Origin of the sequence: Citrobacter europaeus (assembly GCF_037482245.1) — a bacterium.
GTDB classification, from domain to species: domain Bacteria; phylum Pseudomonadota; class Gammaproteobacteria; order Enterobacterales; family Enterobacteriaceae; genus Citrobacter; species Citrobacter europaeus.
Genome location: NZ_CP148084.1, coordinates 536,149 through 560,990 on the forward strand (window position 1 = coordinate 536,149; position 24,842 = coordinate 560,990).

Consider the following 24,842-nt stretch of genomic DNA (forward strand, 5'->3'; position numbering starts at 1 on the left):
TAATTGAAAACCCTGGGGCTTGCTCCGGGGTTTTTCTTATCTGCATATTCAAGACTTTACCAGGGATAAAACTATGAAACTCTTTGCTCAGGGTTCTTCACTGGATCTCAGCCATCCACACGTCATGGGGATTTTGAACGTTACGCCAGACTCTTTTTCCGATGGCGGGGCGCACAACTCTCTGGTTGAGGCGGTAAAACACGCAAACCTGATGATTAACGCCGGGGCAACTATCATTGATGTGGGTGGTGAATCCACGCGCCCAGGCGCGGCCGATGTGAGCGTGGAAGAAGAGTTGCAGCGAGTGATCCCGGTGGTGGAGGCGATTGCTCAGCGCTTTGAAGTGTGGATTTCGGTCGATACCTCAAAACCAGAAGTGATTCGCGAATGCGCGAGAGTCGGCGCACATATCATTAATGACATTCGCTCACTCTCGGAGCCTGGGGCGCTGGAGGCTGCAGCAGAAACTGGACTGCCGGTTTGTCTGATGCATATGCAGGGGCAGCCGAAAACCATGCAGGAAGCGCCAAAGTACGAGGATGTGTTCGCTGAGGTAAATCGTTACTTTGTTGAGCAAATAGCACGCTGCGAGCGGGCCGGAATCACAAAAGATAAATTGTTGCTCGACCCGGGATTCGGATTCGGTAAAAATCTCACTCACAACTATACATTACTGGCACGCCTGGCTGAGTTTCATCATTTTAATCTGCCGCTGTTGGTTGGGATGTCACGAAAATCAATGGTTGGTCAGTTGCTGAATGTGGGGCCATCCGAACGCCTGAGCGGTAGCCTTGCGTGTGCGGTCATTGCCGCAATGCAGGGGGCGCAGATCGTTCGTGTCCATGACGTCAAAGAAACCGTAGAAGCGATGCGTGTGGTGGAAGCCACATTGTCTGCAAAGGAAAATAAACGCTATGAGTAATCGTAAATATTTTGGCACTGATGGGATCCGTGGTCGCGTAGGCGACGCCCCAATTACCCCTGATTTTGTGCTCAAGCTGGGTTGGGCGGCAGGTAAAGTGCTGGCACGTCATGGTTCACGTAAAATTATTATTGGTAAAGATACGCGTATTTCCGGCTATATGCTGGAGTCCGCGCTGGAAGCGGGTCTGGCTGCCGCCGGATTGTCGGCTTCTTTTACGGGCCCAATGCCAACACCCGCCGTTGCGTATCTGACGCGCGCCTTCCGCGCTGAAGCTGGGATTGTTATCTCCGCCTCGCACAACCCGTACTATGACAATGGGATTAAATTCTTCTCCATCGACGGGACCAAACTGCCTGATGCGGTTGAAGAAGCTATCGAAGCCGAAATGGAAAAAGCGATTACCTGCGTGGACTCGGCGGAACTGGGTAAGGCTACCCGTATCGTTGATGCTGCCGGTCGCTATATCGAGTTTTGCAAAGGCACTTTCCCGAATGAGTTAAGCCTGAGCGAGCTTAAAATCGTAGTGGATTGTGCTAACGGCGCGACCTACCACATTGCGCCAAATGTACTGCGTGAGCTGGGCGCAAACGTGATTGCCATTGGCTGTGAGCCAAACGGTGTGAACATCAATGAAGAAGTCGGCGCCACAGACGTCCGTGCCCTGCAGGCCCGCGTGATCGCAGAAAAAGCCGATCTGGGTATTGCGCTGGACGGCGACGGCGACCGCGTCATTATGGTTGACCACGAAGGCAATAAGGTCGATGGCGATCAGATCATGTACATCATCGCCCGTGAAGCCCTGCGTCAGGGGCAGCTGCGCGGTGGCGCGGTAGGCACGTTGATGAGCAACATGGGCCTCGAACTGGCGTTGAAACAGCTGGGTATTCCGTTTGCCCGTGCGAAAGTCGGCGACCGCTACGTACTGGAAAAAATGCAGGAAAAAGGCTGGCGTATCGGTGCTGAAAACTCAGGTCATGTGATCCTGCTGGACAAAACCACCACCGGTGACGGCATCGTGGCAGGTCTGCAGGTACTGGCGGCGATGGTGCGTAACCATATGAGTTTGCACGACCTGTGCAGCGGCATGAAAATGTTCCCACAGCTGTTGGTTAACGTACGTTATACCGCAGGTAGCGGCGATCCGCTGGAACATGAAAACGTGAAGGCGGTGATGGCTGAGGTTGAAGCGGCGCTGGGTAACCGTGGACGCGTTCTGCTGCGTAAGTCTGGTACCGAACCGTTAATTCGCGTGATGGTTGAAGGTGAAGATGAAGCGCAGGTGACTGAATTCGCTCACCGTATTGCCGATGCCGTGAAAGCGGTGTAATCACCTTAGACAGTGAAAGCCGGAGTCTGAGACTCCGGCTTTTTTTTACTGTACGGCAAGCGGCTGTTTACGTCGGCGCTGCCAGACGTAACCGCCGACCATCAGTAGTACAAGGACTGCCAGCCACGGCAGAACCGCCAGCAGATGCCCAGACCGGGCAAAGGTCAGCGCAATCATCAGTAACCAACCGCCCAGCATCGGAATCGCGGTGCGCTTAACAATATCCACAGGCGAAACGCCTGCAATTCCCGCGATAGCAATGATGACGCCGGCAATGGGCGATAACGTACGACCAATACCCGCCGAGATTTGGATAGGCAGCATCATGACTGCGATATCGCTTCCGATATGACGACTGATGTCCGGCACCATTGGGGCGAAGGAGAAAAAGGCCGCGTTCCCGGAGCCCATCAGCGCTGAAATTGCGAAGGTGATAAGCGTCATCAGCAAGATAATCGAGGCGGCGCTGAGGCCAAATTCACCGGAAAGCGACAGCAGCGCGTCAACGGCGCCAATGGCTTTCAGTCCGGCTGAAAAGACTTCACCGGCGATAATCAACGTCACGACGGTAGCAAAAACGCTACCCATGCTGTCGAAGACTTTTTGTACGCCAGCCATCACCTCGCGCGCCTTACGATGACGGCAGTATTCACATACCAGGGTAATGGCAAGGCTTATCAGTACGGCGGTATCCAGCGTAATCTTGAGCGAACTGAATACTAAATCACTGCACACCAGCATCAACACCAGCGGCAGCATGGGTAAAAACAGCCAGGCGATAGGTGCGTCGGCTTCATCGGTAGACGTTAATGTCTGCATCTGCTGAGCCACATTGTCACCACTTTCCCGACGGTCGAAAAAGCGTTGCACAACAATATGCAGCAGGGCGATGAACAGAATGACGGGCACGACGATCGGCAATTGATCCTGCACGAAATAGTTCACCACCTCGATACCTGCGGTTTTAGCGGCGAGAACCGAGTTACCAGAACCCGGGCCGAATTCAACCGCACAGGTGCTGGCGATAACGGCGGCAACGGCGGCACGGCTACAGCCAAGGCGGGTTAGCAGCGGGTACAGCGTCGCCATCAACAGCAGACCTAACCCGGTGGCGCTGCTGATAAACAGCGACAGGAATTGCCCCAGCAACAGCGCCAGCCCCAGCAGTAGATACGGTGAGTTCAGGCGTTGTAAAGGGCGAGACGTCACCCGAACCAGCACCTGGCTTGCGCCAATGGCCGACATATACGTGGCGAAACCACCAATCAGCATAATGTGCAGTCCGAGGCCGCCGAGACGCACGCTCAGGGTATCGCGAATAAACTCAAAGACGTCAAAAGGGCCAAATCCGGTGCTCTTTTTCACCAGGCCACTGAGTGAGGTCATCCCGCTAAAATGTGCGATAAGCAACAGCACAATCCCGGTCAATAACAGTACCGATTGGGGGTGATATTTTTTGAGGATCAGACGTCCGGCAAAAATGATGGCGAGTAGCGCCAGTAATAATGACATTTTGGCCCCCTTACTCGAAGTTGCCGGTAACCAGGCATTCGCCATCTCGCAGCAACGGCTTACCCGCAGCAAACAGATGGGCCAGCGAGAGGTCATCATTGAGTACACAGATATCGGCACGTTCCCCGGCGCAGAGCACGCCGCCGGAAATACCCAACGAGCGCGCCACGTTTGCCGTCAACATCGCAATTGCCTGTGGCACCGGAATACCAACATCAATCAGGCGAGGAAGCAGATTAAGGTTACCTGCGACCGGCGCCGCGCTTAGGCCTTCCACAATCCCCTGAGCGTTAAAGCGCGGAACGCTGCCATTACCATCAGAGCTTATCGTGATGCGATCGGCCGGAACCTGGGCTTCCAGGGCGTGGAGGATCGCCTGCTCCTGAGGCATAAAGCGACTACCACCAGACGTAACGTCGATATGGCCCCCACGATGAGCGAAAGCAATTGCCTGTTCGAACAAGGACTCTGTTCTCGCAACGTGGGTCGGTGAAATGTGGTGGATCGGAATGCCTGCATCACACAGCTCAAAAAGCGGTGACATCCCTTCCGGTAGATTCCCCAGGTGGACATGCAGCAACCCTTTTTTCCCTGCCAGCAGGGAAGACACGCGGATATCGCTGACTATTCGCAGCAATTCCTGGAAAGAGGGGTAAGAACCACGGTGATCGGCGAGGGCTATTTTTACGCCAAGGATCGCCGGAATGAAGGCCATATCATCGCGGATGGATCGCGTAATGGTTGGGCTGGGAACGGCGTAGGCTCCCGTATGCATAAACGCGCGCAATCCCTCAAGATTGAGAGACTGCATTTTGGCGTAAAGATCTTTGGGCGAACGAGAGATGGCATCGGTGCCTAATACGCCGACAACGGTGGTAATGCCTGCCTGAATCAGATCGCGCAGCTTGACGGCTGGCGTTCGGCTGGCAAACCCGGCTTCGCCACCGCCACCGGTAAGATGCACATGTTGATCGATGATGCCTGGTATAACCCATTTGCCCCGACAATCGATGACCTCGTCGACGCCATCAAACAGAGAAATATCTTTTTCTACCGCCACAATTCGGTCGGCATGAATGAGCAGGGAGCAGAGGCCTAAATCCTCAGGAGAAAAAACACGGGCATTGGTCAATAAAGTAAACATATCGGTCCTGTCAAACGTCGAGGGTGAGAGTCGGCAGGTGAAACGGAATATTGTTGTTATGATGGTCACCATAAAGCCATTACTATAATTATGACTATTACCGATTTGTTATTGGAGGATGCGGTTATGGCATGGTGGAGAATTCAACGTGGATTGTAAGTGGCTGGAGGACTTTCTGGCATTGAGCCAGCATGGAAACTACTCCCTGGCGGCGGCGCAGCGGCATATTACTCAACCAGCACTCAGTCGGCGTATAAAGGCGCTGGAAGAGGTGCTGGGGGTGCCGCTGTTTGACAGGACCACGACTCCCGTTACGCTGACGCGCTATGGTGAACGCTTTGAACCCTATGCCCGACACGTCCTCAGTACGTTAACAGAGGCGCGCCACGAATTATCGGCGATGACGCCAGCAACGGATAACACGCTGGTGATGGTCAGCCTGCATACACTGTCGGTGAATATCCTGCCGGATATGATCAGCTATCTGCGACAAAGTGAACCGCAGCTAAATTTTACGGTAAATGCCAGTATTCAGGGGATAGACAACCACTTTAACGCCCTGATAGACCGGCAAATCGATCTGTTGGTGACCTACGATTTACCCTCTGCGCAGCCGGGGTTGGAGATAGCCGGAGGGTTGAAACGTTCACTATGGCGGTATGAGCGATTTATACCGGTTATTTCTGCCCAACTGGCTGATGCGCTTACCGATCCGCATGCGCCGATTCCGTGGCTATGCTACAGCGACTACACCTTTGTCAGACGCATTATTGAGACGGCAGAACAACGCGTCCGCCCGCGTCTGAAAAAAGTGTTTGAGAGTGGTTTAAGCGAAACGATACGAGAAATGGTGCTGCGCCATATGGGAATGGCGTGGTTACCCGAATCGATGGTGGCGGAAGAGCTGGTGAACCAGCAAATTATTCATTGCTGGCCAGAAAACACAGACCTGATTTGTGAAATCCCCGTTGTGGTATGGGCGAATCTTGAAGATCAACGCGCCGTTATGCAGAGATGCTGGGAGAAGTTGCTGCGTTTTTGATTGATATGGCGATTTTTTCCGCAGTTGATACAATGCTAACAAATTGCCCTTGCGAAGGTTATTCGCTTTGGTTAGTATTCACACCCGCTTCAGTGGGAAACAGTAAATATTCCCGCTTTAATGGTCGAAGCATTGTACGCGGCAACTCCGCAAGGAACAGGTTGATTATGCACGAAGCTCTTTTAGTAGTTTTCCTTATTGTGGCAATTGGCCTGGTAGGCTTGATCATGCTGCAGCAAGGCAAAGGCGCTGATATGGGAGCCTCTTTTGGCGCAGGCGCTTCTGGTACTCTGTTTGGTTCAAGTGGTTCTGGTAACTTCATGACCCGTATGACAGCTGTATTGGGAACCTTGTTCTTCATCATCAGTCTGGTGCTGGGTAACATGAACAGCAACAAGACCAATAAAGGAAGTGAGTGGGAAAATCTGAGCGCACCGGCGAAAACCGAGCAAACTCAGCCAGCTGCTCCGGCTCAGCCGACCAGCGATATCCCACGCTAAGTATTCTGTACCGAGGTGGTGGAATTGGTAGACACGCTACCTTGAGGTGGTAGTGCCCTAACGGGCTTGTGGGTTCGAGTCCCATCCTCGGTACCAAATTCCAAAAAAAAGACGCTGAAAAGCGTCTTTTTTTTCGTCTGTATTTGTGGCTATCCTGTAGGTCGGATAAGGCGTTAACGCCGCCATCCGACATTATTACAACGCCTGATGGCACTACGCTTATCAGGCCTACAGACACCTTATATTCCGCGCATAAAAAAGGCCGCTTTCGCGGCCTTAAGATGGCGAATCTTTACTTCGACTTATTTTCCAGATTCTCAACCTGCGGCAGGCCGGTTGTGGAAGAGGCGGTCAGCAGGCCAGACTGCGCATAGCCGAACAGCTTCTCGCGGGTATCGGTAATGTCCAGATTACGCATGGTCAACTGACCGATACGGTCGTCCGGAGAGAATACGGAATCGCCTTTTTCCATCGTCAGACGTTCTGGTTTATAAGTCAGATTGTCAGACACGGTGTTGAGGATTGAGTAGTCATTACCGCGACGCAGTTCCAGCGTCACTTCACCGGTGATCTGGCTGGCAACCCAGCGCTGCAGACCGTCACGCAGCATCAGTGCCTGAGAGTCGAACCAACGGCCCTGATACAGCAGACGACCCAGCTGGCGACCGTGCGCGTGATACTGCTCGATGGTGTCTTCGTTATGAATACCGGTCAGCAGACGCTCATAGGCTATATGCAGCAATGCCATCCCCGGGGCTTCGTAGATGCCACGGCTCTTCGCTTCAATGATACGGTTTTCAATCTGATCGCTCATACCCAAACCGTGGCGGCCGCCGATACGGTTGGCTTCCAGCATCATCTCAACGTCGTCGCTGAAGGTTTGACCGTTCAGCGCAACCGGATGACCCTGCTCAAAACGCACGGTAACTTCTTCTGCCGGGATCTTCACGCTCTCATCCCAGAATTTCACGCCCATAATCGGGTTGACGATTTTGACGCTGGAGTTCAGGAACTCGAGGTCTTTAGCTTCGTGGGTCGCGCCGAGCATATTGGAGTCTGTGGAGTACGCTTTCTCAACGGACATTTTGTAGTCGAAACCACAGGCAATCATAAATTCGGACATCTCATGGCGACCGCCGAGTTCATCGATAAAATCGGTATCCAGCCATGGTTTGTAAATCTGCAATTCGGCGTTGGTCAGCAGACCGTAACGATAAAAACGTTCAATATCGTTACCTTTGTAGGTGCTACCGTCACCCCAGATGTTCACGCCATCTTCTTTCATGGCGGCAACCAGCATGGTGCCGGTGACTGCACGGCCCAACGGGGTGGTATTGAAGTAGGTTAGCCCGCCGGTGGTATTGTGGAATGCACCGCACTGAATGGCAGCGATCCCTTCGGCAACCAGCTGCTTACGGCAATCTACCAGGCGAGCATTCTCAGCACCATATTCCATTGCACGGCGAGGAATGGCGTCATAGTCATCCTCATCCGGCTGGCCCAAATTCGCAGTATATGCATATGGGACAGCCCCTTTTTGTCGCATCCACAGCAGTGCTGCACTGGTGTCCAGGCCGCCGGAAAAAGCGATACCAATACGTTGACCTACCGGGAGATGCTTGAGAATCGTCGTCATAAAATAAAACCCTGCTTGATAGACTGGTGAAGAGGTCGGCTTATTATGCTAATTGCATTTTTATGCAAAATAAATGAGTTTTCATTTAATCATCTTTTCTGGATGACAGGAAGAGTTTAGTGATAATTTCGTTAAATAACGGCGTGGGTGGCACATTTATCTTGCTGAACAAGCGCTGGTCAGCATTCATTGATTTGCATAGTCGTAACAAGGTTGACATAACGCATAGTGAATCAATATACTGTGCGCAGATTTTACGTCCCGTCCTCGGTACCAAATCCCAGCAGTATTTGCATTTTTTACCCAAAACGAGTAAAATTTGCCACGTTTCAGGCGCGGGGTGGAGCAGCCTGGTAGCTCGTCGGGCTCATAACCCGAAGGTCGTCGGTTCAAATCCGGCCCCCGCAACCACTTTCCCTTAGAGTTCTTTTTCAAATATACTGTGAAGACTTAGGCCTTCGTAGCTGGATTTGAAAAAAATTCTTTCGGAAGGTTCTCCGAACCGCAGGTGCGGTTATAGGGTTCAGTTATCTAAAGCCCCGATTTATCGGGGTTTTTTGTTATCTGACTACAGAATAACTGGGCTTTAGGCCCTTTTTTTATGTCTTGGGGGTGGGCTTGTCCACATTAGAGCAAAAATTAACAGAGATGATTACAGCGCCAGTTGAAGCCCTGGGCTACGAATTGGTCGGCATCGAATTTATTCGTGGTCGCACATCCACACTGCGCATCTATATTGATAGTGAAGATGGCATCAATGTTGATGATTGTGCTGATGTGAGCCATCAGGTAAGCGCCGTGATGGATGTCGAAGACCCAATCACCGTTGCCTATAACCTGGAAGTTTCCTCTCCGGGTCTCGACCGTCCTCTGTTCACAGCTGAACACTACGTGCGTTTCCTGGGTGAAGAAGTCACGCTGGTTCTTCGTATGGCGGTACAAAACCGTCGTAAATGGCAGGGCGTTATCAAAGCGGTGGACGGTGAGATGATCACGGTCACAGTCGAAGGCAAAGATGAAGTGTTCGCGCTGAGTAATATCCAGAAGGCGAACCTGGTTCCCCACTTTTAACAGTCTGGATTGAGGTGAAAAGCCCGCGATGAACAAAGAAATTTTGGCTGTTGTTGAAGCCGTATCCAACGAAAAAGCGCTGCCACGCGAGAAAATTTTTGAAGCGCTGGAAAGTGCGCTGGCTACAGCAACAAAGAAAAAATATGAGCAAGAGATCGACGTTCGCGTAGAAATCGATCGTAAAAGCGGTGATTTCGATACCTTCCGTCGTTGGGTAATCGTAGAAGAAGTTACTCAGCCGACCAAAGAAATTACCCTGGAAGCGGCACGCTTCGAAGACGAAAGCCTGAACGTGGGCGAATATGTTGAAGATCAGATTGAATCTGTCACCTTCGACCGTATCACCACCCAGACCGCGAAGCAGGTTATCGTACAGAAAGTACGTGAAGCTGAACGCGCAATGGTTGTTGATCAGTTCCGCGAACACGAAGGTGAAATCGTCACCGGTGTGGTGAAGAAAGTAAACCGCGACAACATCTCTCTGGATCTGGGCAGCAATGCTGAAGCCGTGATCCTGCGTGAAGACATGCTGCCGCGTGAAAACTTCCGTCCAGGCGACCGTATTCGTGGCGTTCTGTATTCTGTTCGCCCGGAAGCGCGCGGTGCGCAGCTGTTCGTAACCCGTTCTAAACCGGAAATGCTGGTTGAGCTGTTCCGCATCGAAGTGCCGGAAATTGGCGAAGAAGTGATCGAAATTAAAGCGGCTGCTCGCGATCCGGGATCGCGTGCGAAAATCGCCGTTAAGACCAACGACAAGCGTATTGATCCGGTCGGCGCGTGTGTGGGTATGCGCGGTGCGCGCGTTCAGGCGGTTTCTACCGAACTGGGCGGCGAGCGTATCGATATCGTCCTGTGGGATGATAACCCGGCGCAGTTCGTGATTAATGCAATGGCGCCAGCAGACGTCGCTTCTATCGTGGTGGATGAAGACAAACACACCATGGATATCGCGGTTGAAGCCGGTAACCTGGCTCAGGCGATTGGACGTAATGGTCAGAACGTCCGTCTGGCTTCACAACTGAGCGGTTGGGAACTCAACGTAATGACCGTTGATGACCTGCAGGCGAAGCATCAGGCTGAAGCACATGCAGCCATTGATACTTTCACCAAATATCTCGATATCGATGAAGATTTCGCGACAGTTCTGGTTGAAGAAGGTTTTGCGACGCTGGAAGAACTGGCCTACGTGCCAATGAAAGAGCTGCTGGAAATTGACGGCCTGGATGAACAGACCGTTGAAGCGCTGCGCGAGCGTGCTAAAAACGCACTGACCACTCTGGCACTGGCCCAGGAAGAAAGCCTCGGTGATAACAAACCGGCTGACGATCTGCTGAATCTGGAAGGATTGGATCGTGAGATGGCCTTCAAACTGGCTGCCCGTGGTGTTTGTACGCTGGAAGATCTCGCTGAACAGGGCATTGATGATCTGGCTGATATCGAAGGGTTGACCGACGAAAAAGCCGGTGAGCTGATTATGGCTGCCCGTAATATTTGCTGGTTCGGCGACGAAGCGTAATAAACTGTAGCAGGAAGGAACAGTATGACAGATGTAACCGTAAAAACGCTGGCTGCAGAGATACAGACCTCCGTGGATCGCCTGGTACAGCAATTTGCTGATGCTGGTATCCCGAAGTCTGCTGACGACTCTGTGTCCGCACAAGAGAAACAAACCTTACTGGCGCATCTGAACCGTGAGAACGGCTCAGCGCCGGATAAGTTGACATTGCAGCGTAAAACGCGCAGTACTCTCAATATTCCAGGTACCGGTGGAAAAAGTAAATCGGTACAAATCGAAGTCCGCAAGACACGCACCTTTGTGAAACGCGATCCGCAAGAGGCTGAACGCCTTGCCGCGGAAGAGCAGGCGCAGCGTGAAGCGGAAGAGCAAGCCCGTCGTGAGGCAGAAGAAGCTGCCAAACGCGAGGCGCAACAAAAAGCCGAACGTGAGGCCGCAGAACAAGCTAAGCGTGAAGCCGCTGATAAAGCGAAACGTGAAGCTGCGGAAAAAGACAAAGTGAGCAATCAACAGACCGACGATATGACTAAAACCGCCCAGGCCGAAAAAGCCCGCCGTGAAAATGAAGCCGCAGAACTGAAGCGTAAAGCGGAAGAAGAAGCACGTCGCAAGCTTGAAGAAGAAGCGCGCCGCGTAGCGGAAGAAGCTCGCCGTATGGCGGAAGAAAACGAGAAAAATGGTGTGAATAACGCTGAACCTGTTGAAGATACCAGCGATTATCACGTCACCACTTCCCAGCATGCTCGCCAGGCTGAAGACGAAAACGATCGTGAAGTCGAAGGCGGCCGTGGTCGTACTCGCAGCACGAAAGCCGCGCGTCCGGCGAAGAAAGGCAACAAACACGCTGAATCTAAAGCTGACCGTGAAGAAGCGCGTGCAGCGGTTCGCGGTGGTAAAGGCGGTAAGCAGCGTAAAGGTTCCGCTCTGCAGCAGGGCTTCCAGAAGCCAGCTCAGGCCGTTAACCGTGACGTTGTGATCGGCGAAACCATCACCGTTGGCGATCTGGCGAACAAGATGGCGGTCAAAGGCTCTCAGGTCATCAAAGCGATGATGAAGCTGGGCGCAATGGCGACCATCAACCAGGTCATCGACCAGGAAACCGCGCAGCTGGTTGCTGAAGAGATGGGCCACAAAGTTATCCTGCGTCGTGAAAACGAGCTGGAAGAAGCGGTAATGAGCGACCGTGACACCGGTGCTGCGGCTGAACCGCGCGCTCCGGTAGTGACCATCATGGGTCACGTTGACCACGGTAAAACGTCTCTGCTGGACTACATTCGTTCCACGAAAGTGGCCTCTGGCGAAGCGGGCGGCATTACTCAGCACATCGGTGCGTACCACGTTGAAACTGACAACGGTATGATCACCTTCCTGGATACCCCGGGTCACGCCGCGTTTACCTCCATGCGTGCTCGTGGTGCTCAGGCAACGGATATCGTTGTTCTGGTTGTTGCAGCAGACGACGGCGTGATGCCGCAGACTATCGAAGCTATCCAGCACGCGAAAGCGGCAGGTGTGCCGGTCGTTGTTGCAGTCAACAAAATCGATAAACCGGAAGCGGATCCAGATCGCGTTAAAAACGAACTGTCCCAGTACGGCATCATGCCGGAAGAGTGGGGCGGCGAGAGCCAGTTCGTTCACGTTTCTGCGAAAGCGGGTACCGGTATCGACGAACTGCTGGATGCTATCCTGCTGCAGGCCGAAGTACTGGAACTGAAAGCTGTGCGTAAAGGCATGGCGAGCGGTGCGGTTATCGAATCCTTCCTGGATAAAGGTCGTGGCCCGGTTGCTACCGTCCTGGTTCGCGAAGGTACCCTGAACAAGGGCGATATCGTTCTGTGTGGTTTCGAATACGGCCGCGTTCGTGCGATGCGTAACGAACTGGGTCAGGAAGTACTGGAAGCGGGTCCGTCCATTCCGGTGGAAATCCTCGGTCTGTCCGGTGTTCCGGCTGCGGGTGACGAAGTGACCGTTGTTCGTGACGAGAAGAAAGCCCGTGAAGTTGCACTGTACCGTCAGGGCAAATTCCGTGAAGTTAAACTGGCTCGTCAGCAGAAATCTAAACTCGAGAACATGTTCGCTAACATGACCGAAGGCGAAGTTCACGAAGTGAACATCGTCCTGAAGGCCGACGTTCAGGGTTCTGTAGAAGCGATTTCCGACTCTTTACTGAAACTGTCTACCGACGAAGTAAAAGTGAAGATCATCGGTTCTGGCGTAGGTGGTATCACCGAAACCGACGCGACCCTGGCTGCGGCATCCAACGCGATTCTGGTTGGCTTCAACGTACGTGCTGATGCCTCTGCACGTAAAGTTATCGAATCAGAAAGCCTGGATCTGCGTTACTACTCCGTCATCTATCATCTGATCGACGAAGTTAAAGCAGCGATGAGCGGCATGCTGTCTCCGGAACTGAAACAGCAGATCATTGGTCTGGCTGAAGTTCGTGATGTGTTCAAATCACCGAAATTCGGCGCTATCGCAGGCTGTATGGTTACCGAAGGCACGATTAAACGTCACAACCCAATCCGCGTACTGCGCGACAACGTGGTTATCTATGAAGGCGAGCTGGAATCCCTGCGCCGCTTCAAAGATGACGTCAACGAAGTCCGTAACGGTATGGAATGTGGTATCGGCGTGAAGAACTACAACGACGTTCGCGTTGGCGATATGATCGAAGTGTTCGAGATCATCGAGATCAAACGTACCATCGCTTAATCTTCGTCGTTTTTTGGGCCGCAATTTGCAGCCCAAAATTCTTAGAAGATGATTAGGTGTAGGCCGGGTAAGCGAAGCGCCACCCGGCAAGAAATTTAAAAAGGGGCTTATGGCCCCTTTTTTGTCTTTATTCTGGAGAATTTATTATGGCGAAAGAATTTGGTCGCCCGCAGCGTGTCGCGCAAGAGATGCAGAAAGAGATCGCACTCATCCTGCAACGCGAAATCAAAGACCCGCGTGTTGGTATGATGACCACCGTATCGGGCGTTGAGATGTCCCGTGACCTGGCTTATGCCAAAGTATTCGTGACTTTCCTGAACGATCAGGACGAAGCTGCCGTGAAAAACGGCATTAAGGCACTGCAGGAAGCCTCTGGTTTTATCCGCTCTCTGCTGGGTAAAGCAATGCGCCTGCGCATCGTGCCTGAGCTGACCTTCTTCTACGACAACTCGTTGGTTGAAGGGATGCGCATGTCCAATCTGGTGACCAGCGTGGTGAAACATGACGATGAGCGTCGTGTGAACCCAGCGGACGACAGCAAGGAGGACTGATGAGTCGTCCTCGTCGTCGTGGTCGCGATATTCACGGAGTTCTGCTGCTGGATAAACCGCAGGGCATGTCCAGCAATGATGTACTGCAAAAAGTAAAGCGCATCTACAATGCCAACCGCGCGGGACATACCGGCGCGTTGGATCCGCTGGCGACAGGCATGCTGCCTATCTGCCTCGGTGAAGCGACTAAGTTTTCACAGTATTTACTGGATTCCGACAAACGCTATCGTGTGGTTGCCCGTCTGGGCCAGCGTACTGATACCTCCGATGCCGATGGGCAAATCGTGCAGGAGCGCCCGGTAACCTTCACCGCAGAGCAGCTTGCAAACGCGCTGGAGACTTTCCGCGGCGATATCGAGCAGATTCCGTCGATGTATTCGGCGCTGAAGTATCAGGGTAAGAAGCTGTACGAATATGCGCGTCAGGGCATTGAAGTGCCGCGTGAAGCGCGCCCGATTACCGTCTATGAGCTGCTGTTTATTCGCCATGAAGGTAACGAACTGGAACTGGAAGTTCACTGTTCCAAAGGCACCTATATTCGCACCATTGTTGACGATCTCGGTGAGAAGTTGGGCTGCGGCGCGCACGTCACGTATCTGCGTCGTTTGACGGTCAGCAAGTATCCGGTGGATCGAATGGTGACGCTGGAACATCTGCGTGACCTGGTTGAACAGGCCGAGCAGCAGAACATTCCGGCGGCACAGCTGCTTGATCCTTTGCTGATGCCAATGGACAGTCCAGCATCGGACTATCCTGTTGTTAATTTGCCTTTAACATCCTCGGTTTACTTTAAAAATGGTAACCCGGTACGGACGTCAGGCGCGCCGCTGGAAGGACTGGTGCGCGTGACGGAAGGCGATGACGGCAAGTTTATCGGCATGGGGGAGATGGACGATGAAGGTCGTGTCGCCCCCCGTCGCCTGGTGGTTGAGTATCCTGCATAGCGCTCTCTGTCTTGCGATAAAAGGGCGCTGCGAGTAGAATACTGCCGCTTAACGTCGCGTAAATTGTTTAACAATCTACGCGACGTATACACAAAATCATTCGAGCTGCATCAAGGCGGCAAGTCTGAGAATCCTCAGGAGCTTACTTAGGTAAGTGACTGAGGTGAGCAGACGCAGCCAACGCAGAGTCAGTTTGAAGGATAAAGTGTATACACTGGGATAGCTGAATTAGAGATCGGCATCCTTTCATTCTTAACACTTTGGAGTTTTAAAATGTCTCTAAGTACTGAAGCTACCGCTAAAATTGTTTCTGAGTTTGGTCGTGATGCAAACGACACCGGTTCTACCGATGTTCAGGTTGCACTGTTGACTGCACAGATTAACCACCTGCAGGGCCACTTTGCAGAGCACAAAAAAGATCACCACAGCCGTCGTGGTCTGCTGCGCATGGTTTCTCAGCGTCGTAAACTGCTCGACTACCTGAAACGTAAAGATGTTGCACGTTACACCGCGCTGATCGAGCGTCTGGGTCTGCGTCGCTAATTCTTTCGAGTTTCAGAAAGAGGGGGCCTTCATGGCCCCTTTTTTCCAGCAGATGGCAGCAATTCGCTGGAAACTAATGTATTGTTGCTATGAATGATCTTCCGTTGCAGAGGTTCGCGCGGCTAATGAGAGGCTTTACTCATGCTTATGGGTTAGGGTTGTCATTAGTCGCGAGGATGCGCAGAAGATCGGGTATTAACGATGGCGCAAAATGTGCCGTCAAAAAAATAGAGAAAGGATATTATTTTGCTTAATCCGATCGTTCGTAAATTCCAGTACGGTCAGCATACCGTTACGCTGGAAACCGGCATGATGGCGCGTCAGGCGACTGCCGCTGTTATGGTTAGCATGGATGACACCGCAGTATTCGTTACCGTTGTTGGCCAGAAAAAAGCGAAACCAGGCCAGGACTTTTTCCCGCTGACCGTTAACTATCAGGAGCGTACCTACGCTGCTGGCCGTATCCCGGGTAGCTTCTTCCGTCGTGAAGGCCGTCCGAGCGAAGGCGAAACCCTGATCGCGCGTCTGATTGACCGCCCGGTTCGCCCGCTGTTCCCTGAAGGTTTCGTTAACGAAGTTCAGGTTATCGCGACCGTTGTTTCCGTTAACCCGCAGATTAACCCGGACATCGTAGCAATGATTGGCGCATCTGCTGCGCTGACTCTGTCTGGTATCCCATTCAACGGCCCGATCGGTGCTGCACGTGTTGGTTACATCAATGACCAGTACGTACTGAACCCGACTCAGGACGAACTGAAAGAAAGCAAGCTGGACCTGGTTGTTGCGGGTACTGAAGCTGCCGTACTGATGGTTGAATCCGAAGCTGAACTGCTGAGCGAAGACCAGATGCTGGGCGCTGTAGTATTCGGTCACGAACAGCAGCAGGTTGTTATTCAGGCTATCAACGAGCTGGCGAAAGAAGCCGGCAAACCGCGTTGGGACTGGCAGCCAGAAGCCGTCAACGAAGCGCTGAATGCTCGCGTTGCCGCACTGGCAGAAGCTCGCCTGAGCGATGCTTACCGTATCACCGACAAACAAGAGCGTTATGCTCAGGTTGACGTGATCAAATCTGAAACCATCGCGACTCTGGTGGCTGAAGACGAAACCCTGGACGCTAACGAACTGGGTGAAATCCTGCACGCTATCGAGAAAAATGTTGTTCGTAGCCGCGTACTGGCAGGCGAGCCGCGCATCGATGGCCGTGAAAAAGACATGATCCGTGGCCTGGACGTGCGTACTGGCGTTCTGCCGCGTACCCACGGTTCCGCGCTGTTTACCCGTGGCGAAACTCAGGCGCTGGTTACTGCGACCCTGGGCACCACGCGTGATGCACAGAACCTCGACGAACTGATGGGCGAGCGTACTGACAACTTCCTGTTCCATTACAACTTCCCTCCGTACTGCGTAGGCGAAACCGGTATGGTCGGTTCTCCGAAGCGTCGTGAGATTGGTCACGGTCGTCTGGCGAAGCGTGGCGTACTGGCAGTAATGCCGGAACTGGATAAATTCCCGTACACCGTGCGTGTGGTTTCTGAAATCACCGAATCTAACGGTTCTTCTTCTATGGCTTCCGTGTGTGGCGCTTCCCTGGCGCTGATGGACGCAGGCGTGCCGATCAAAGCCGCCGTTGCGGGTATCGCGATGGGTCTGGTGAAAGAAGGCGACAACTTTGTTGTTCTGTCTGACATCCTGGGCGATGAAGACCACCTGGGCGATATGGACTTCAAAGTGGCGGGTTCCCGCGATGGTATCTCTGCACTGCAGATGGATATCAAAATTGAAGGTATCACCAAAGAGATCATGCAGGTTGCTCTGAACCAGGCTAAAGGTGCGCGTCTGCACATCCTGGGTGTGATGGAACAAGCGATCAACGCACCGCGTGGCGACATTTCTCAGTTCGCTCCGCGTATCCACACTATCAAGATCAGCCCGGACAAGATCAAAGACGTTATCGGTAAAGGCGGTTCTGTTATCCGTGCTCTGACCGAAGAAACCGGCACCACCATTGAAATCGAAGATGATGGTACTGTGAAGATTGCTGCGACCGACGGCGAGAAAGCGAAATATGCTATCCGTCGTATCGAAGAAATCACCGCAGAGATCGAAGTAGGCCGTATCTACAATGGTAAAGTGACCCGTATCGTTGACTTTGGCGCATTCGTTGCCATCGGTGGCGGTAAAGAAGGTCTGGTACACATCTCTCAGATCGCTGACAAGCGCGTAGAGAAAGTGACTGACTACCTGCAGATGGGTCAGGAAGTACCGGTCAAAGTTCTGGAAGTTGATCGCCAGGGCCGTGTACGTCTGAGCATTAAAGAAGCAACTGAGCAGTCTCAGCCTGCAGGCGAACCGGAAGCTCCGGCAAGCCAGGGCGAGTAAGGTTGCCATTGCCCTCCGTGAAAGCGGAGGGCTTTTAACCCGGCAGGATGCCTTGTTAGCAACCGGGGAACCTGGACGTTCATTCAATCGTTGTCTTCGGGAGTGGGAAATGAAGCCTTTTTTGCGCTGGTGTTTCGTTGCGACAGCACTCACGCTGGCTGGATGCAGTAATTCCGCCTGGCGTAAGAGTGAAGTCCTCGCAGTACCATTGCAACCGACTTTGCAGCAGGAAGTGATTCTGGCACGTATGGAACAAATTCTTGCCAGTCGGGCTTTAACCGATGATGAACGCGCACAGCTTTTATATGAGCGCGGAGTGTTGTATGATAGTCTCGGTCTGAGGGCACTGGCGCGGAATGATTTTTCACAAGCGCTGGCAATCCGACCAGATATGCCTGAAGTATTCAATTACTTAGGTATATATTTAACGCAGGCAGGTAATTTTGATGCTGCCTATGAAGCGTTTGATTCTGTACTTGAGCTTGATCCAACTTACAACTACGCGCACTTAAATCGCGGTATCGCATTGTATTACGGCGGTCGCGACAAGTTAGCGCAAGATGATCTGCTAGCGTTTTATCAAGACGATCCCAATGATCCTTTCCGTAGTCTGTGGCTTTATCTTGCCGAGCAGAAGCTCGATGAGAAGCAGGCTAAAGAAGCGTTGAAGCAACGCTTTGAGAAATCGGATAAAGAGCAATGGGGATGGAACATTGTCGAGTTCTACCTGGGCAACATTAGCGAAGCAACGCTGATGGAACGCCTGAAGGCGGACGCAACGGATAACACCTCGCTCGCTGAGCATCTCAGTGAAACCAACTTCTATTTAGGTAAGTACTACCTAAGTCTGGGGGATTTGGACAACGCTACGGCATTGTTCAAACTGGCGGTGGCTAACAACGTTCATAACTTTGTTGAGCACCGATACGCATTGTTGGAATTATCGCTCCTGGGCCAGGACCAAGATGACCTGGCAGAATCGGACCAGCAATAGCTGACGTACACATCAGCCCGTAATCTTTTTTGATTGCCATCACCTTCACGGGTGAGGGCGTTGTTGTTCGTTAATACACCTACTTTGAGCCGGTTCACACTTTTCAATGAAAATTGCAGATCAATTTCATGATGAGTTATGTAGACTGGCCGCCATTAATTTTGAGGCACACGTACTACATGGCTGAATTCGAAACCACTTTTGCAGATCTGGGCCTGAAGGCTCCTATCCTTGAAGCCCTTAACGATCTGGGTTACGAAAAACCATCTCCAATCCAGGCAGAGTGCATTCCGCATCTGCTGGGCGGCCGCGATGTTCTGGGTATGGCCCAGACGGGTAGCGGCAAAACTGCAGCGTTCTCTTTACCGCTGCTCAACAATCTTGATCCTGAGCTGAAGGCACCTCAGATTCTGGTGCTGGCACCGACCCGCGAACTGGCGGTTCAGGTTGCAGAAGCCATGACGGATTTCTCTAAACACATGCGCGGCGTGAACGTGGTTGCCCTGTACGGCGGCCAGCGTTATGACGTGCAATTACGTGCCCTGCGTCAGGGACCACAGATCGTCGTCGGTACGCCGGGTCGTCTGCTGGATCACCTGAAGCGCGGTACTCTGGACCTCTCCAAACTGAGCGGTCTGGTGCTGGACGAAGCTGACGAAATGCTGCGTATGGGCTTCATCGAAGACGTTGAAACCATTATGGCGCAGATCCCGGAAGGTCATCAGACCGCTCTGTTCTCCGCGACTATGCCGGAAGCGATTCGTCGTATTACCCGTCGCTTTATGAAAGAGCCGCAGGAAGTACGCATCCAGTCCAGCGTTACTACCCGTCCTGACATCAGCCAGAGCTACTGGACTGTATGGGGCATGCGTAAAAATGAAGCGCTGGTGCGTTTCCTGGAAGCAGAAGATTTTGATGCGGCGATTATCTTCGTTCGTACCAAAAATGCGACCCTGGAAGTGGCAGAAGCGCTGGAGCGTAGCGGTTATAGCAGCGCAGCACTGAACGGCGACATGAACCAGTCTCTGCGTGAGCAGACTCTGGAGCGTCTGAAAGATGGCCGTCTGGATATTCTGATTGCAACCGACGTTGCGGCCCGTGGCCTGGACGTTGAGCGTATCAGCCTGGTTGTTAACTACGACATCCCGATGGATTCCGAGTCTTACGTTCACCGTATCGGCCGTACCGGTCGTGCGGGTCGTGCGGGTCGTGCGCTGCTGTTCGTTGAGAACCGCGAGCGTCGTCTGCTGCGTAACATCGAACGCACCATGAAGCTGACTATTCCGGAAGTAGAACTGCCGAACGCAGACCTGCTGGGCAAACGCCGTCTGGAAAAATTCGCTGCTAAAGTACAGCAGCAGCTGGAAAGCAGCGATCTGGATCAGTACCGCGCTCTGCTGGCGAAAATGCAGCCGGAAGAAGAGCTGGATATCGAAACCCTGGCAGCAGCACTGCTGAAGATGGCTCAGGGCGAACGTCCGCTGATCCTGCCGCCAGATGCGCCGATGCGTCCGAAACGCGAATTCCGCGACCGTGATGACCGTGGTCCGCGTGACCGCAACGATCGTGGCCCGCGTGACCGTAATGACCGTGGTGGTGAAGACCGTCCGCGTCGTGAACGTCGTGACGTTGGCGATATGCAGCTGTACCGCATTGAAGTGGGTCGTGATGACGGTGTTGAAGTTCGTCATATCGTTGGTGCGATTGCTAACGAAGGCGATATCAGCAGCCGTTACATCGGTAACATCAAGCTGTTTGCTTCCCACTCCACCATCGAACTGCCGAAAGGTATGCCGGGCGACGTGCTGCAGCACTTTACCCGTACTCGCATCCTGAACAAGCCGATGAATATGCAGCTGGTTGGCGACGCAGTTCCGCACACCGGTGGCGAGCGTCGTGGCGGTGGCCGTTTCAGCGGTGAGCGTCGTGAAGGCGGTCGCGGTGAAGGTCGTAACTTTAGCGGCGAACGTCGTGAAGGCGGTCGTGGCGATGGTCGTCGTTTCAGCGGCGAACGTCGTGAAGGCAACCGTGGCCCGCGTCGTGACGATTCTTCTGCTCCGCGTCGTGATGACTCAGCTGGCCGTCGTCGTTTCGGTGGTGACGCATAAGCCTCACGGTTTAATAGCGTAAAGTAATATATACAGCCCCGATCGAAATGATTGGGGCTTTTTTTATTTCATTTGTACTCGTGTACTGGTACAGTGCAGCACATTAAACTGTATTAGCTAATTGTTACCCTAAATAATTCGAGTTGTAGGAAGGCGGCAAACGAGGACATTCCGGGAGCTTACTTAAGTAAGTGACTGGGATGGCGGAGTGCAGCCAACGCATCTACAGCTTGAAATATGACGGGGAAATACACTGGAGAGATGGCTAAATGGCAACACTAACCACCACCCAAACGTCACCTTCGCTGCTCGGCGGCGTGGTGATCATCGGCGGCACCATTATTGGCGCGGGGATGTTTTCTCTGCCTGTGGTCATGTCCGGGGCGTGGTTCTTCTGGTCAATGGCGGCACTGATCTTCACCTGGTTCTGCATGCTGCACTCCGGGCTGATGATCCTCGAAGCTAACCTCAATTACCGCATTGGTTCGAGCTTCGACACCATCACGAAAGATCTGCTGGGCAAAGGCTGGAACGTTGTGAACGGCATCTCGATCGCCTTCGTTCTCTATATCCTGACCTACGCGTATATCTCGGCGAGCGGATCGATTCTGCACCACACCTTCTCGGAGCTGTCGTTGAACGTTCCGGCGCGTGCGGCAGGTCTTGGCTTCGCGCTGCTGGTGGCGTTTGTGGTGTGGTTAAGTACCAAAGCGGTTAGCCGCATGACGGCAATTGTGCTGGGCGCGAAGGTGATTACCTTTTTCCTGACCTTCGGCAGTCTGCTGGGGCACGTGCAGCCCGCAACACTGTTTAATGTGGCGCAGAGCAACGCTTCGTATACGCCGTACCTGCTGATGACGCTGCCGTTCTGTCTGGCCTCATTCGGCTATCACGGCAACGTCCCGAGCCTGATGAAGTACTACGGCAAAGATCCGAAGACCATCGTTAAGTGTCTGGTGTACGGCACGCTGCTGGCGCTGGTGCTGTATACCGTATGGTTGCTGGGGACGATGGGTAATATTCCGCGTCCGGAATTTATTGGTATTGCACAGCAAGGCGGTAACATTGATGTGCTGGTACAGGCGCTGAGCGGCGTACTAAACAGCCGCAGTCTGGATCTGCTGCTGGTAGTGTTCTCCAACTTTGCGGTGGCGAGTTCATTCCTCGGCGTTACGCTCGGTCTGTTTGACTATCTGGCGGATCTGTTTGGCTTTGATGACTCGGCAATGGGACGTTTTAAAACGGCATTGCTGACGTTTGTCCCGCCAATTATCGGTGGCCTGCTGTGGCCGAACGGTTTCCTGTACGCCATTGGCTATGCAGGACTCGCGGCAACCATCTGGGCCGCTATTGTTCCGGCGCTGCTGGCACGTAAATCCCGCGAGCGTTTCGGTAGCCCGAAATTCCGCGTCTGGGGCGGCAAGCCGATGATTGCGCTGATCCTGGTGTTCGGTATCGGTAACGCGGTTATCCATATTCTGTCGAGCGTTAACCTGCTGCCGGTATACCAGTAGAACAATTGCCCGGTGGCGCTATGCTTACCGGGCCTACAGAGATTGAGTCGGCCGGATAACGCGTAGCCGCCATCCGGCACAAATAGAACTACCCCAACAATTCCTGCTTCACATCCATCGCCAAATCAAACGAATGTAGACGTGCCTGATGATCAAAAATCTGGCCGTTAACCATAATCTCATCAGCCTGGGTTTCACGCAAAATCGCCTCGAGACCATGCCGCACTTTTGCCTTATCACCAACCAGCGACATACTCAGCGCCTGTTGTACGCCGTACTGCTCAGAAGCGGACCACAGCTGATGCATATTCTCTACCGGCGGCGGTAGCTGGCCGGTTTCGCCACGACGCAGTTTCACAAACGCCTGCTGCATGGAGGTGAAAAGAAACTCGGCGTCGCGATTGCTGTCGGCGGCTATGATGTTGATGCACACCATCGCATACGGCTTTGCCAGCCGCGCTGAGGGTTTGAACTGGCTGCGATACAGATGCAGTGCCTGGTGCAGCATATCCGGAGCAAAGTGCGAGGCGAAGGCAAACGGCAAACCCAACTGAGCCGCCAGCTGTGCGCTGTACAGGCTGGAACCTAATAACCAGACCGGGATCTGCTCCCCGTAGCCAGGCACCGGGCGTACATGGGGATTCGGATCGCGGGCGTCGAACCAGTCCACCAGTTCAGCTACGTCGCGTGGGAAGTTATCAATATCACCACTCATATGGCGGCGCAGTGCGCGCATCGTCGGCTGATCGCTCCCTGGCGCACGGCCAAGCCCGAGATCGATGCGTCCCGGATACAGCGTGTTCAGGGTGCCAAACTGCTCGGCGATCACCAGCGGCGAATGGTTGGGCAGCATCACGCCGCCAGACCCGAGATGCAGCGTGGTGGTATTAGCAGCCAGATAGCCAATCAGCACTGAGGTAGCGGCGCTGGCGATGCCGGTCATGTTGTGATGCTCTGCCAGCCAATAACGGTGGTAACCGCGTTTTTCGGCCAGTTGAGCGAGATCAAGCGAGTGCGTGAAGGCCTCTTTTGCCGAAGATCCTTCAGGGATCGGCGCCAGATCCAGCACCGAGAACGGAATAGTTTTGTCAGTCATAACGGCTCACTTTGTTACCGGTTAATCTTTTAATACTGCATTAAAGATTAGCGAATGTTGTTAACAAAGTGAGCTGTTTATCATTGGGGATTAATCATGGCGCTTGTGTCAATGTGATATTCATTGCGGTGAGTTCTTTACCCACATCATCCAGCGTTCGCCACTGTACTTTGCATAGGGTTGTATTTTGGCACCAGGAAACAGAACGCTGACTAAATGGGGCGATAACCCCGGCATTCTCTTCAATATGCCCATTCACACGCACTGATGTCAGCGTCACATAGTAAGGGGTTGGATTGCCGATCTCCAACGACCCGTCCTGTCGCCATTGCCAGTGAATCTGCTGGTATGCTTGCTCTGGGATCCCAGATAGCCCTGTAGGACGATAAATGAGTTTATAACGCGAGCGCAGGGCGACCTGTACCGAGTTCTTTTCCATTTTTCCAGAAGGAATGGCGGTGATCAGCAATTCATACAGGCTTTCACGGTCGACGGGTAAATCCTCTGCGGTTTTAACTATCCGAATTTTATTTTCTTTTTCTCCCGCAAGCGCAAAAAGGGGCGGCGTTACAGTAAAAGGCGTCATCCCGTGGATCGGTTTGGCCCCGGGCCATTGTAGCGTGTTATTAATGGTGCTTTTGACCAGCCAGGTTGCGCTGTCGGTATTTTTTAAGGTGATGGACAGACTGCCGGCATCGGCATCAAAAATAAACCGTGTGCCACCAGCAACGACGCCAGCATGGCCACTGCAGCTACTCCCGAACAGTAGCAAAGCAATAACGGCGTAATAATTATTCATAGTGCAGCTGGAAGGTAGCGGTGGCACCGGCATCGCCCGGCGTTACAATCGTGCGGGTGGAGATATACTGGGCATAAAATTGCAGATCGAAGATTTGTACCGAATTAGAACTTAACGTATAAGCGGGGCTCTCGGTTTTTAATGGGATAATCGCTCTGTTGCTGTCTAAAATTGCCACAGCAAGCCCGGTAGCGCTTTCGGCTGAAGCATCCACTTTTAGCAGCTCCGGACGGTCGGTGTCGGATTCACCATTGAATGTGACCGTCGCCGTCGTGACTTCATATGCACATTTTTCCAGGGTGATGATAAATGCCTGCATGGAGGTTACGGCACCCGTCTGAAGAAAATCTTGCGGATGAAACTGCCCAAGGGCAACGGTAAAATCTTTCGATGCGGCAGCGACTTCACAGGTATGGGCGTTAATCGAACCCGTGATATTGATGGTTCCGCTGTGATCGTCGGCGAAAGCAATTGAAATGTGGCCCAGCGCTAAAGCAGAAAACAGGATAAAAAGATATTTTGTCAT

Annotated in this window: 21 protein-coding genes and 2 tRNA genes; 17 read left to right on the forward strand and 6 right to left on the reverse strand. The window is 52.9% G+C overall.

Translation table 11 applies throughout. The features are described 5' to 3' along the window. Positions 1-73: 73 nt before the first annotated feature. Both folP and glmM read left to right on the forward strand, forming a co-directional pair. On the forward strand, positions 74-922 hold the full coding sequence (gene folP, locus WHR59_RS02630) for a dihydropteroate synthase (protein WP_005121305.1): 849 nt from the start codon (positions 74-76) through the stop codon (positions 920-922). Continuing rightward, positions 915-2,252 carry a phosphoglucosamine mutase gene (gene glmM, locus WHR59_RS02635; protein ID WP_043017789.1) on the forward strand — a complete coding sequence of 446 codons (1,338 nt, stop codon included), beginning with the start codon at positions 915-917 and terminating at the stop codon, positions 2,250-2,252. The genes folP and glmM overlap by 8 nt, the downstream gene beginning before the upstream one ends. A gap of 45 nt (positions 2,253-2,297) precedes the next feature. On the opposite strand, the gene dcuC is transcribed toward glmM, so the two are convergent. After that, positions 2,298-3,764, reverse strand: coding sequence for a C4-dicarboxylate transporter DcuC (dcuC, locus tag WHR59_RS02640; protein ID WP_338843556.1), 1,467 nt, complete (start codon positions 3,762-3,764; stop codon positions 2,298-2,300). A gap of 10 nt (positions 3,765-3,774) precedes the next feature. Further along, positions 3,775-4,908 (reverse strand): beta-aspartyl-peptidase, encoded by a 1,134-nt coding sequence (iadA, locus tag WHR59_RS02645; RefSeq protein WP_043017787.1) that lies wholly within the window; start codon positions 4,906-4,908, stop codon positions 3,775-3,777. Positions 4,909-5,056: 148 nt separating this feature from the next. Between iadA and WHR59_RS02650 the strand changes: the two genes are divergently transcribed. The 3 genes from WHR59_RS02650 to WHR59_RS02660 all read left to right on the forward strand — a co-directional run bounded on the left by WHR59_RS02650 (position 5,057) and on the right by WHR59_RS02660 (position 6,546). After that, complete coding sequence (locus WHR59_RS02650; RefSeq protein ID WP_043017786.1) at positions 5,057-5,950, forward strand: LysR family transcriptional regulator; 894 nt, start codon at positions 5,057-5,059, stop codon at positions 5,948-5,950. Positions 5,951-6,117: 167 nt separating this feature from the next. Next, on the forward strand, positions 6,118-6,450 hold the full coding sequence (secG, locus tag WHR59_RS02655; protein ID WP_003025000.1) for a preprotein translocase subunit SecG: 333 nt from the start codon (positions 6,118-6,120) through the stop codon (positions 6,448-6,450). 9 nt (positions 6,451-6,459) lie between these two features. After that, positions 6,460-6,546, forward strand: a tRNA-Leu gene (locus WHR59_RS02660). Positions 6,547-6,742: 196 nt separating this feature from the next. Here WHR59_RS02660 and argG read toward each other — a convergent pair. After that, a complete protein-coding gene (argG, locus tag WHR59_RS02665) occupies positions 6,743-8,086 on the reverse strand; it encodes an argininosuccinate synthase (protein WP_100193678.1) in 1,344 nt (447 codons plus the stop codon). 334 nt (positions 8,087-8,420) lie between these two features. On the opposite strand from argG, the gene WHR59_RS02670 reads away from it, so the two are divergent. The 12 genes from WHR59_RS02670 (at position 8,421) to mtr (ending at position 22,421) form a co-directional block, all read left to right on the forward strand. Next, positions 8,421-8,497 (forward strand) — tRNA-Met (locus tag WHR59_RS02670). Positions 8,498-8,704: 207 nt separating this feature from the next. Next, positions 8,705-9,157, forward strand: coding sequence for a ribosome maturation factor RimP (gene rimP, locus WHR59_RS02675; RefSeq protein ID WP_003024996.1), 453 nt, complete (start codon positions 8,705-8,707; stop codon positions 9,155-9,157). Between the two features lie 28 nt (positions 9,158-9,185). After that, entirely contained in the window at positions 9,186-10,673 is a 1,488-nt protein-coding gene (gene nusA, locus WHR59_RS02680; RefSeq protein WP_043017784.1) for a transcription termination factor NusA, read from the forward strand. A 24-nt stretch (positions 10,674-10,697) separates the two neighbouring features. Next, positions 10,698-13,388, forward strand: a complete 2,691-nt coding sequence (gene infB / locus WHR59_RS02685) for a translation initiation factor IF-2 (protein ID WP_003828710.1) — start codon at positions 10,698-10,700, stop codon at positions 13,386-13,388. A 146-nt stretch (positions 13,389-13,534) separates the two neighbouring features. Continuing rightward, positions 13,535-13,939, forward strand: a complete 405-nt coding sequence (gene rbfA, locus WHR59_RS02690) for a 30S ribosome-binding factor RbfA (RefSeq protein WP_003024988.1) — start codon at positions 13,535-13,537, stop codon at positions 13,937-13,939. After that, positions 13,939-14,883, forward strand: coding sequence for a tRNA pseudouridine(55) synthase TruB (truB, locus tag WHR59_RS02695; protein WP_043017783.1), 945 nt, complete (start codon positions 13,939-13,941; stop codon positions 14,881-14,883). The genes rbfA and truB overlap by 1 nt, the downstream gene beginning before the upstream one ends. A 273-nt stretch (positions 14,884-15,156) precedes the next feature. Next, positions 15,157-15,426, forward strand: a complete 270-nt coding sequence (rpsO, locus tag WHR59_RS02700) for a 30S ribosomal protein S15 (RefSeq protein WP_000059465.1) — start codon at positions 15,157-15,159, stop codon at positions 15,424-15,426. 246 nt (positions 15,427-15,672) lie between these two features. Beyond that, the gene (gene pnp, locus WHR59_RS02705; RefSeq protein WP_338843557.1) at positions 15,673-17,805 is read left to right on the forward strand and encodes a polyribonucleotide nucleotidyltransferase; all 2,133 of its coding nucleotides are present in this window, start codon (positions 15,673-15,675) and stop codon (positions 17,803-17,805) included. Positions 17,806-17,914: 109 nt separating this feature from the next. After that, entirely contained in the window at positions 17,915-18,799 is an 885-nt protein-coding gene (gene nlpI / locus WHR59_RS02710) for a lipoprotein NlpI (RefSeq protein WP_003024982.1), read from the forward strand. A gap of 106 nt (positions 18,800-18,905) precedes the next feature. Then, positions 18,906-18,986 carry a protein YrbN gene (yrbN, locus tag WHR59_RS02715; protein ID WP_010723222.1) on the forward strand — a complete coding sequence of 27 codons (81 nt, stop codon included), beginning with the start codon at positions 18,906-18,908 and terminating at the stop codon, positions 18,984-18,986. Further along, entirely contained in the window at positions 18,979-20,907 is a 1,929-nt protein-coding gene (locus tag WHR59_RS02720; RefSeq protein ID WP_003828643.1) for a DEAD/DEAH family ATP-dependent RNA helicase, read from the forward strand. The genes yrbN and WHR59_RS02720 overlap by 8 nt, the downstream gene beginning before the upstream one ends. Before the next feature lie 269 nt (positions 20,908-21,176). Beyond that, positions 21,177-22,421 carry a tryptophan permease gene (mtr, locus tag WHR59_RS02725; RefSeq protein ID WP_043017782.1) on the forward strand — a complete coding sequence of 415 codons (1,245 nt, stop codon included), beginning with the start codon at positions 21,177-21,179 and terminating at the stop codon, positions 22,419-22,421. 88 nt (positions 22,422-22,509) lie between these two features. On the opposite strand, the gene WHR59_RS02730 is transcribed toward mtr, so the two are convergent. The 3 genes from WHR59_RS02730 to WHR59_RS02740 all read right to left on the reverse strand — a co-directional run bounded on the left by WHR59_RS02730 (position 22,510) and on the right by WHR59_RS02740 (position 24,842). Beyond that, positions 22,510-23,517 carry a luciferase-like monooxygenase gene (locus WHR59_RS02730; RefSeq protein WP_080626042.1) on the reverse strand — a complete coding sequence of 336 codons (1,008 nt, stop codon included), beginning with the start codon at positions 23,515-23,517 and terminating at the stop codon, positions 22,510-22,512. A gap of 94 nt (positions 23,518-23,611) precedes the next feature. Next, positions 23,612-24,316: a fimbria/pilus periplasmic chaperone gene (locus WHR59_RS02735; RefSeq protein ID WP_193145480.1), complete on the reverse strand. Its 705-nt coding sequence runs from the start codon at positions 24,314-24,316 to the stop codon at positions 23,612-23,614. Further along, on the reverse strand, positions 24,309-24,842 hold the full coding sequence (locus WHR59_RS02740) for a fimbrial protein (protein ID WP_172862431.1): 534 nt from the start codon (positions 24,840-24,842) through the stop codon (positions 24,309-24,311). The genes WHR59_RS02735 and WHR59_RS02740 overlap by 8 nt, the downstream gene beginning before the upstream one ends.

Excerpts from the sequence above, each read along its gene's own strand:
- yrbN (WP_010723222.1), top strand. The coding sequence starts at position 18,906 with ATGAAAATTGCAGATCAATTTCATGATGAGTTATGTAGACTGGCCGCC.
- nlpI (WP_003024982.1), top strand. The coding sequence starts at position 17,915 with ATGAAGCCTTTTTTGCGCTGGTGTTTCGTTGCGACAGCACTCACGCTG.
- dcuC (WP_338843556.1), bottom strand. The coding sequence starts at position 3,764 with ATGTCATTATTACTGGCGCTACTCGCCATCATTTTTGCCGGACGTCTG.
- rpsO (WP_000059465.1), top strand. The coding sequence starts at position 15,157 with ATGTCTCTAAGTACTGAAGCTACCGCTAAAATTGTTTCTGAGTTTGGT.
- WHR59_RS02730 (WP_080626042.1), bottom strand. The coding sequence starts at position 23,517 with ATGACTGACAAAACTATTCCGTTCTCGGTGCTGGATCTGGCGCCGATC.
- argG (WP_100193678.1), bottom strand. The coding sequence starts at position 8,086 with ATGACGACGATTCTCAAGCATCTCCCGGTAGGTCAACGTATTGGTATC.
- iadA (WP_043017787.1), bottom strand. The coding sequence starts at position 4,908 with ATGTTTACTTTATTGACCAATGCCCGTGTTTTTTCTCCTGAGGATTTA.
- nusA (WP_043017784.1), top strand. The coding sequence starts at position 9,186 with ATGAACAAAGAAATTTTGGCTGTTGTTGAAGCCGTATCCAACGAAAAA.
- WHR59_RS02735 (WP_193145480.1), bottom strand. The coding sequence starts at position 24,316 with ATGAATAATTATTACGCCGTTATTGCTTTGCTACTGTTCGGGAGTAGC.
- rbfA (WP_003024988.1), top strand. The coding sequence starts at position 13,535 with ATGGCGAAAGAATTTGGTCGCCCGCAGCGTGTCGCGCAAGAGATGCAG.
- infB (WP_003828710.1), top strand. The coding sequence starts at position 10,698 with ATGACAGATGTAACCGTAAAAACGCTGGCTGCAGAGATACAGACCTCC.
- glmM (WP_043017789.1), top strand. The coding sequence starts at position 915 with ATGAGTAATCGTAAATATTTTGGCACTGATGGGATCCGTGGTCGCGTA.
- folP (WP_005121305.1), top strand. The coding sequence starts at position 74 with ATGAAACTCTTTGCTCAGGGTTCTTCACTGGATCTCAGCCATCCACAC.
- secG (WP_003025000.1), top strand. The coding sequence starts at position 6,118 with ATGCACGAAGCTCTTTTAGTAGTTTTCCTTATTGTGGCAATTGGCCTG.
- truB (WP_043017783.1), top strand. The coding sequence starts at position 13,939 with ATGAGTCGTCCTCGTCGTCGTGGTCGCGATATTCACGGAGTTCTGCTG.
- WHR59_RS02740 (WP_172862431.1), bottom strand. The coding sequence starts at position 24,842 with ATGACAAAATATCTTTTTATCCTGTTTTCTGCTTTAGCGCTGGGCCAC.
- WHR59_RS02720 (WP_003828643.1), top strand. The coding sequence starts at position 18,979 with ATGGCTGAATTCGAAACCACTTTTGCAGATCTGGGCCTGAAGGCTCCT.
- mtr (WP_043017782.1), top strand. The coding sequence starts at position 21,177 with ATGGCAACACTAACCACCACCCAAACGTCACCTTCGCTGCTCGGCGGC.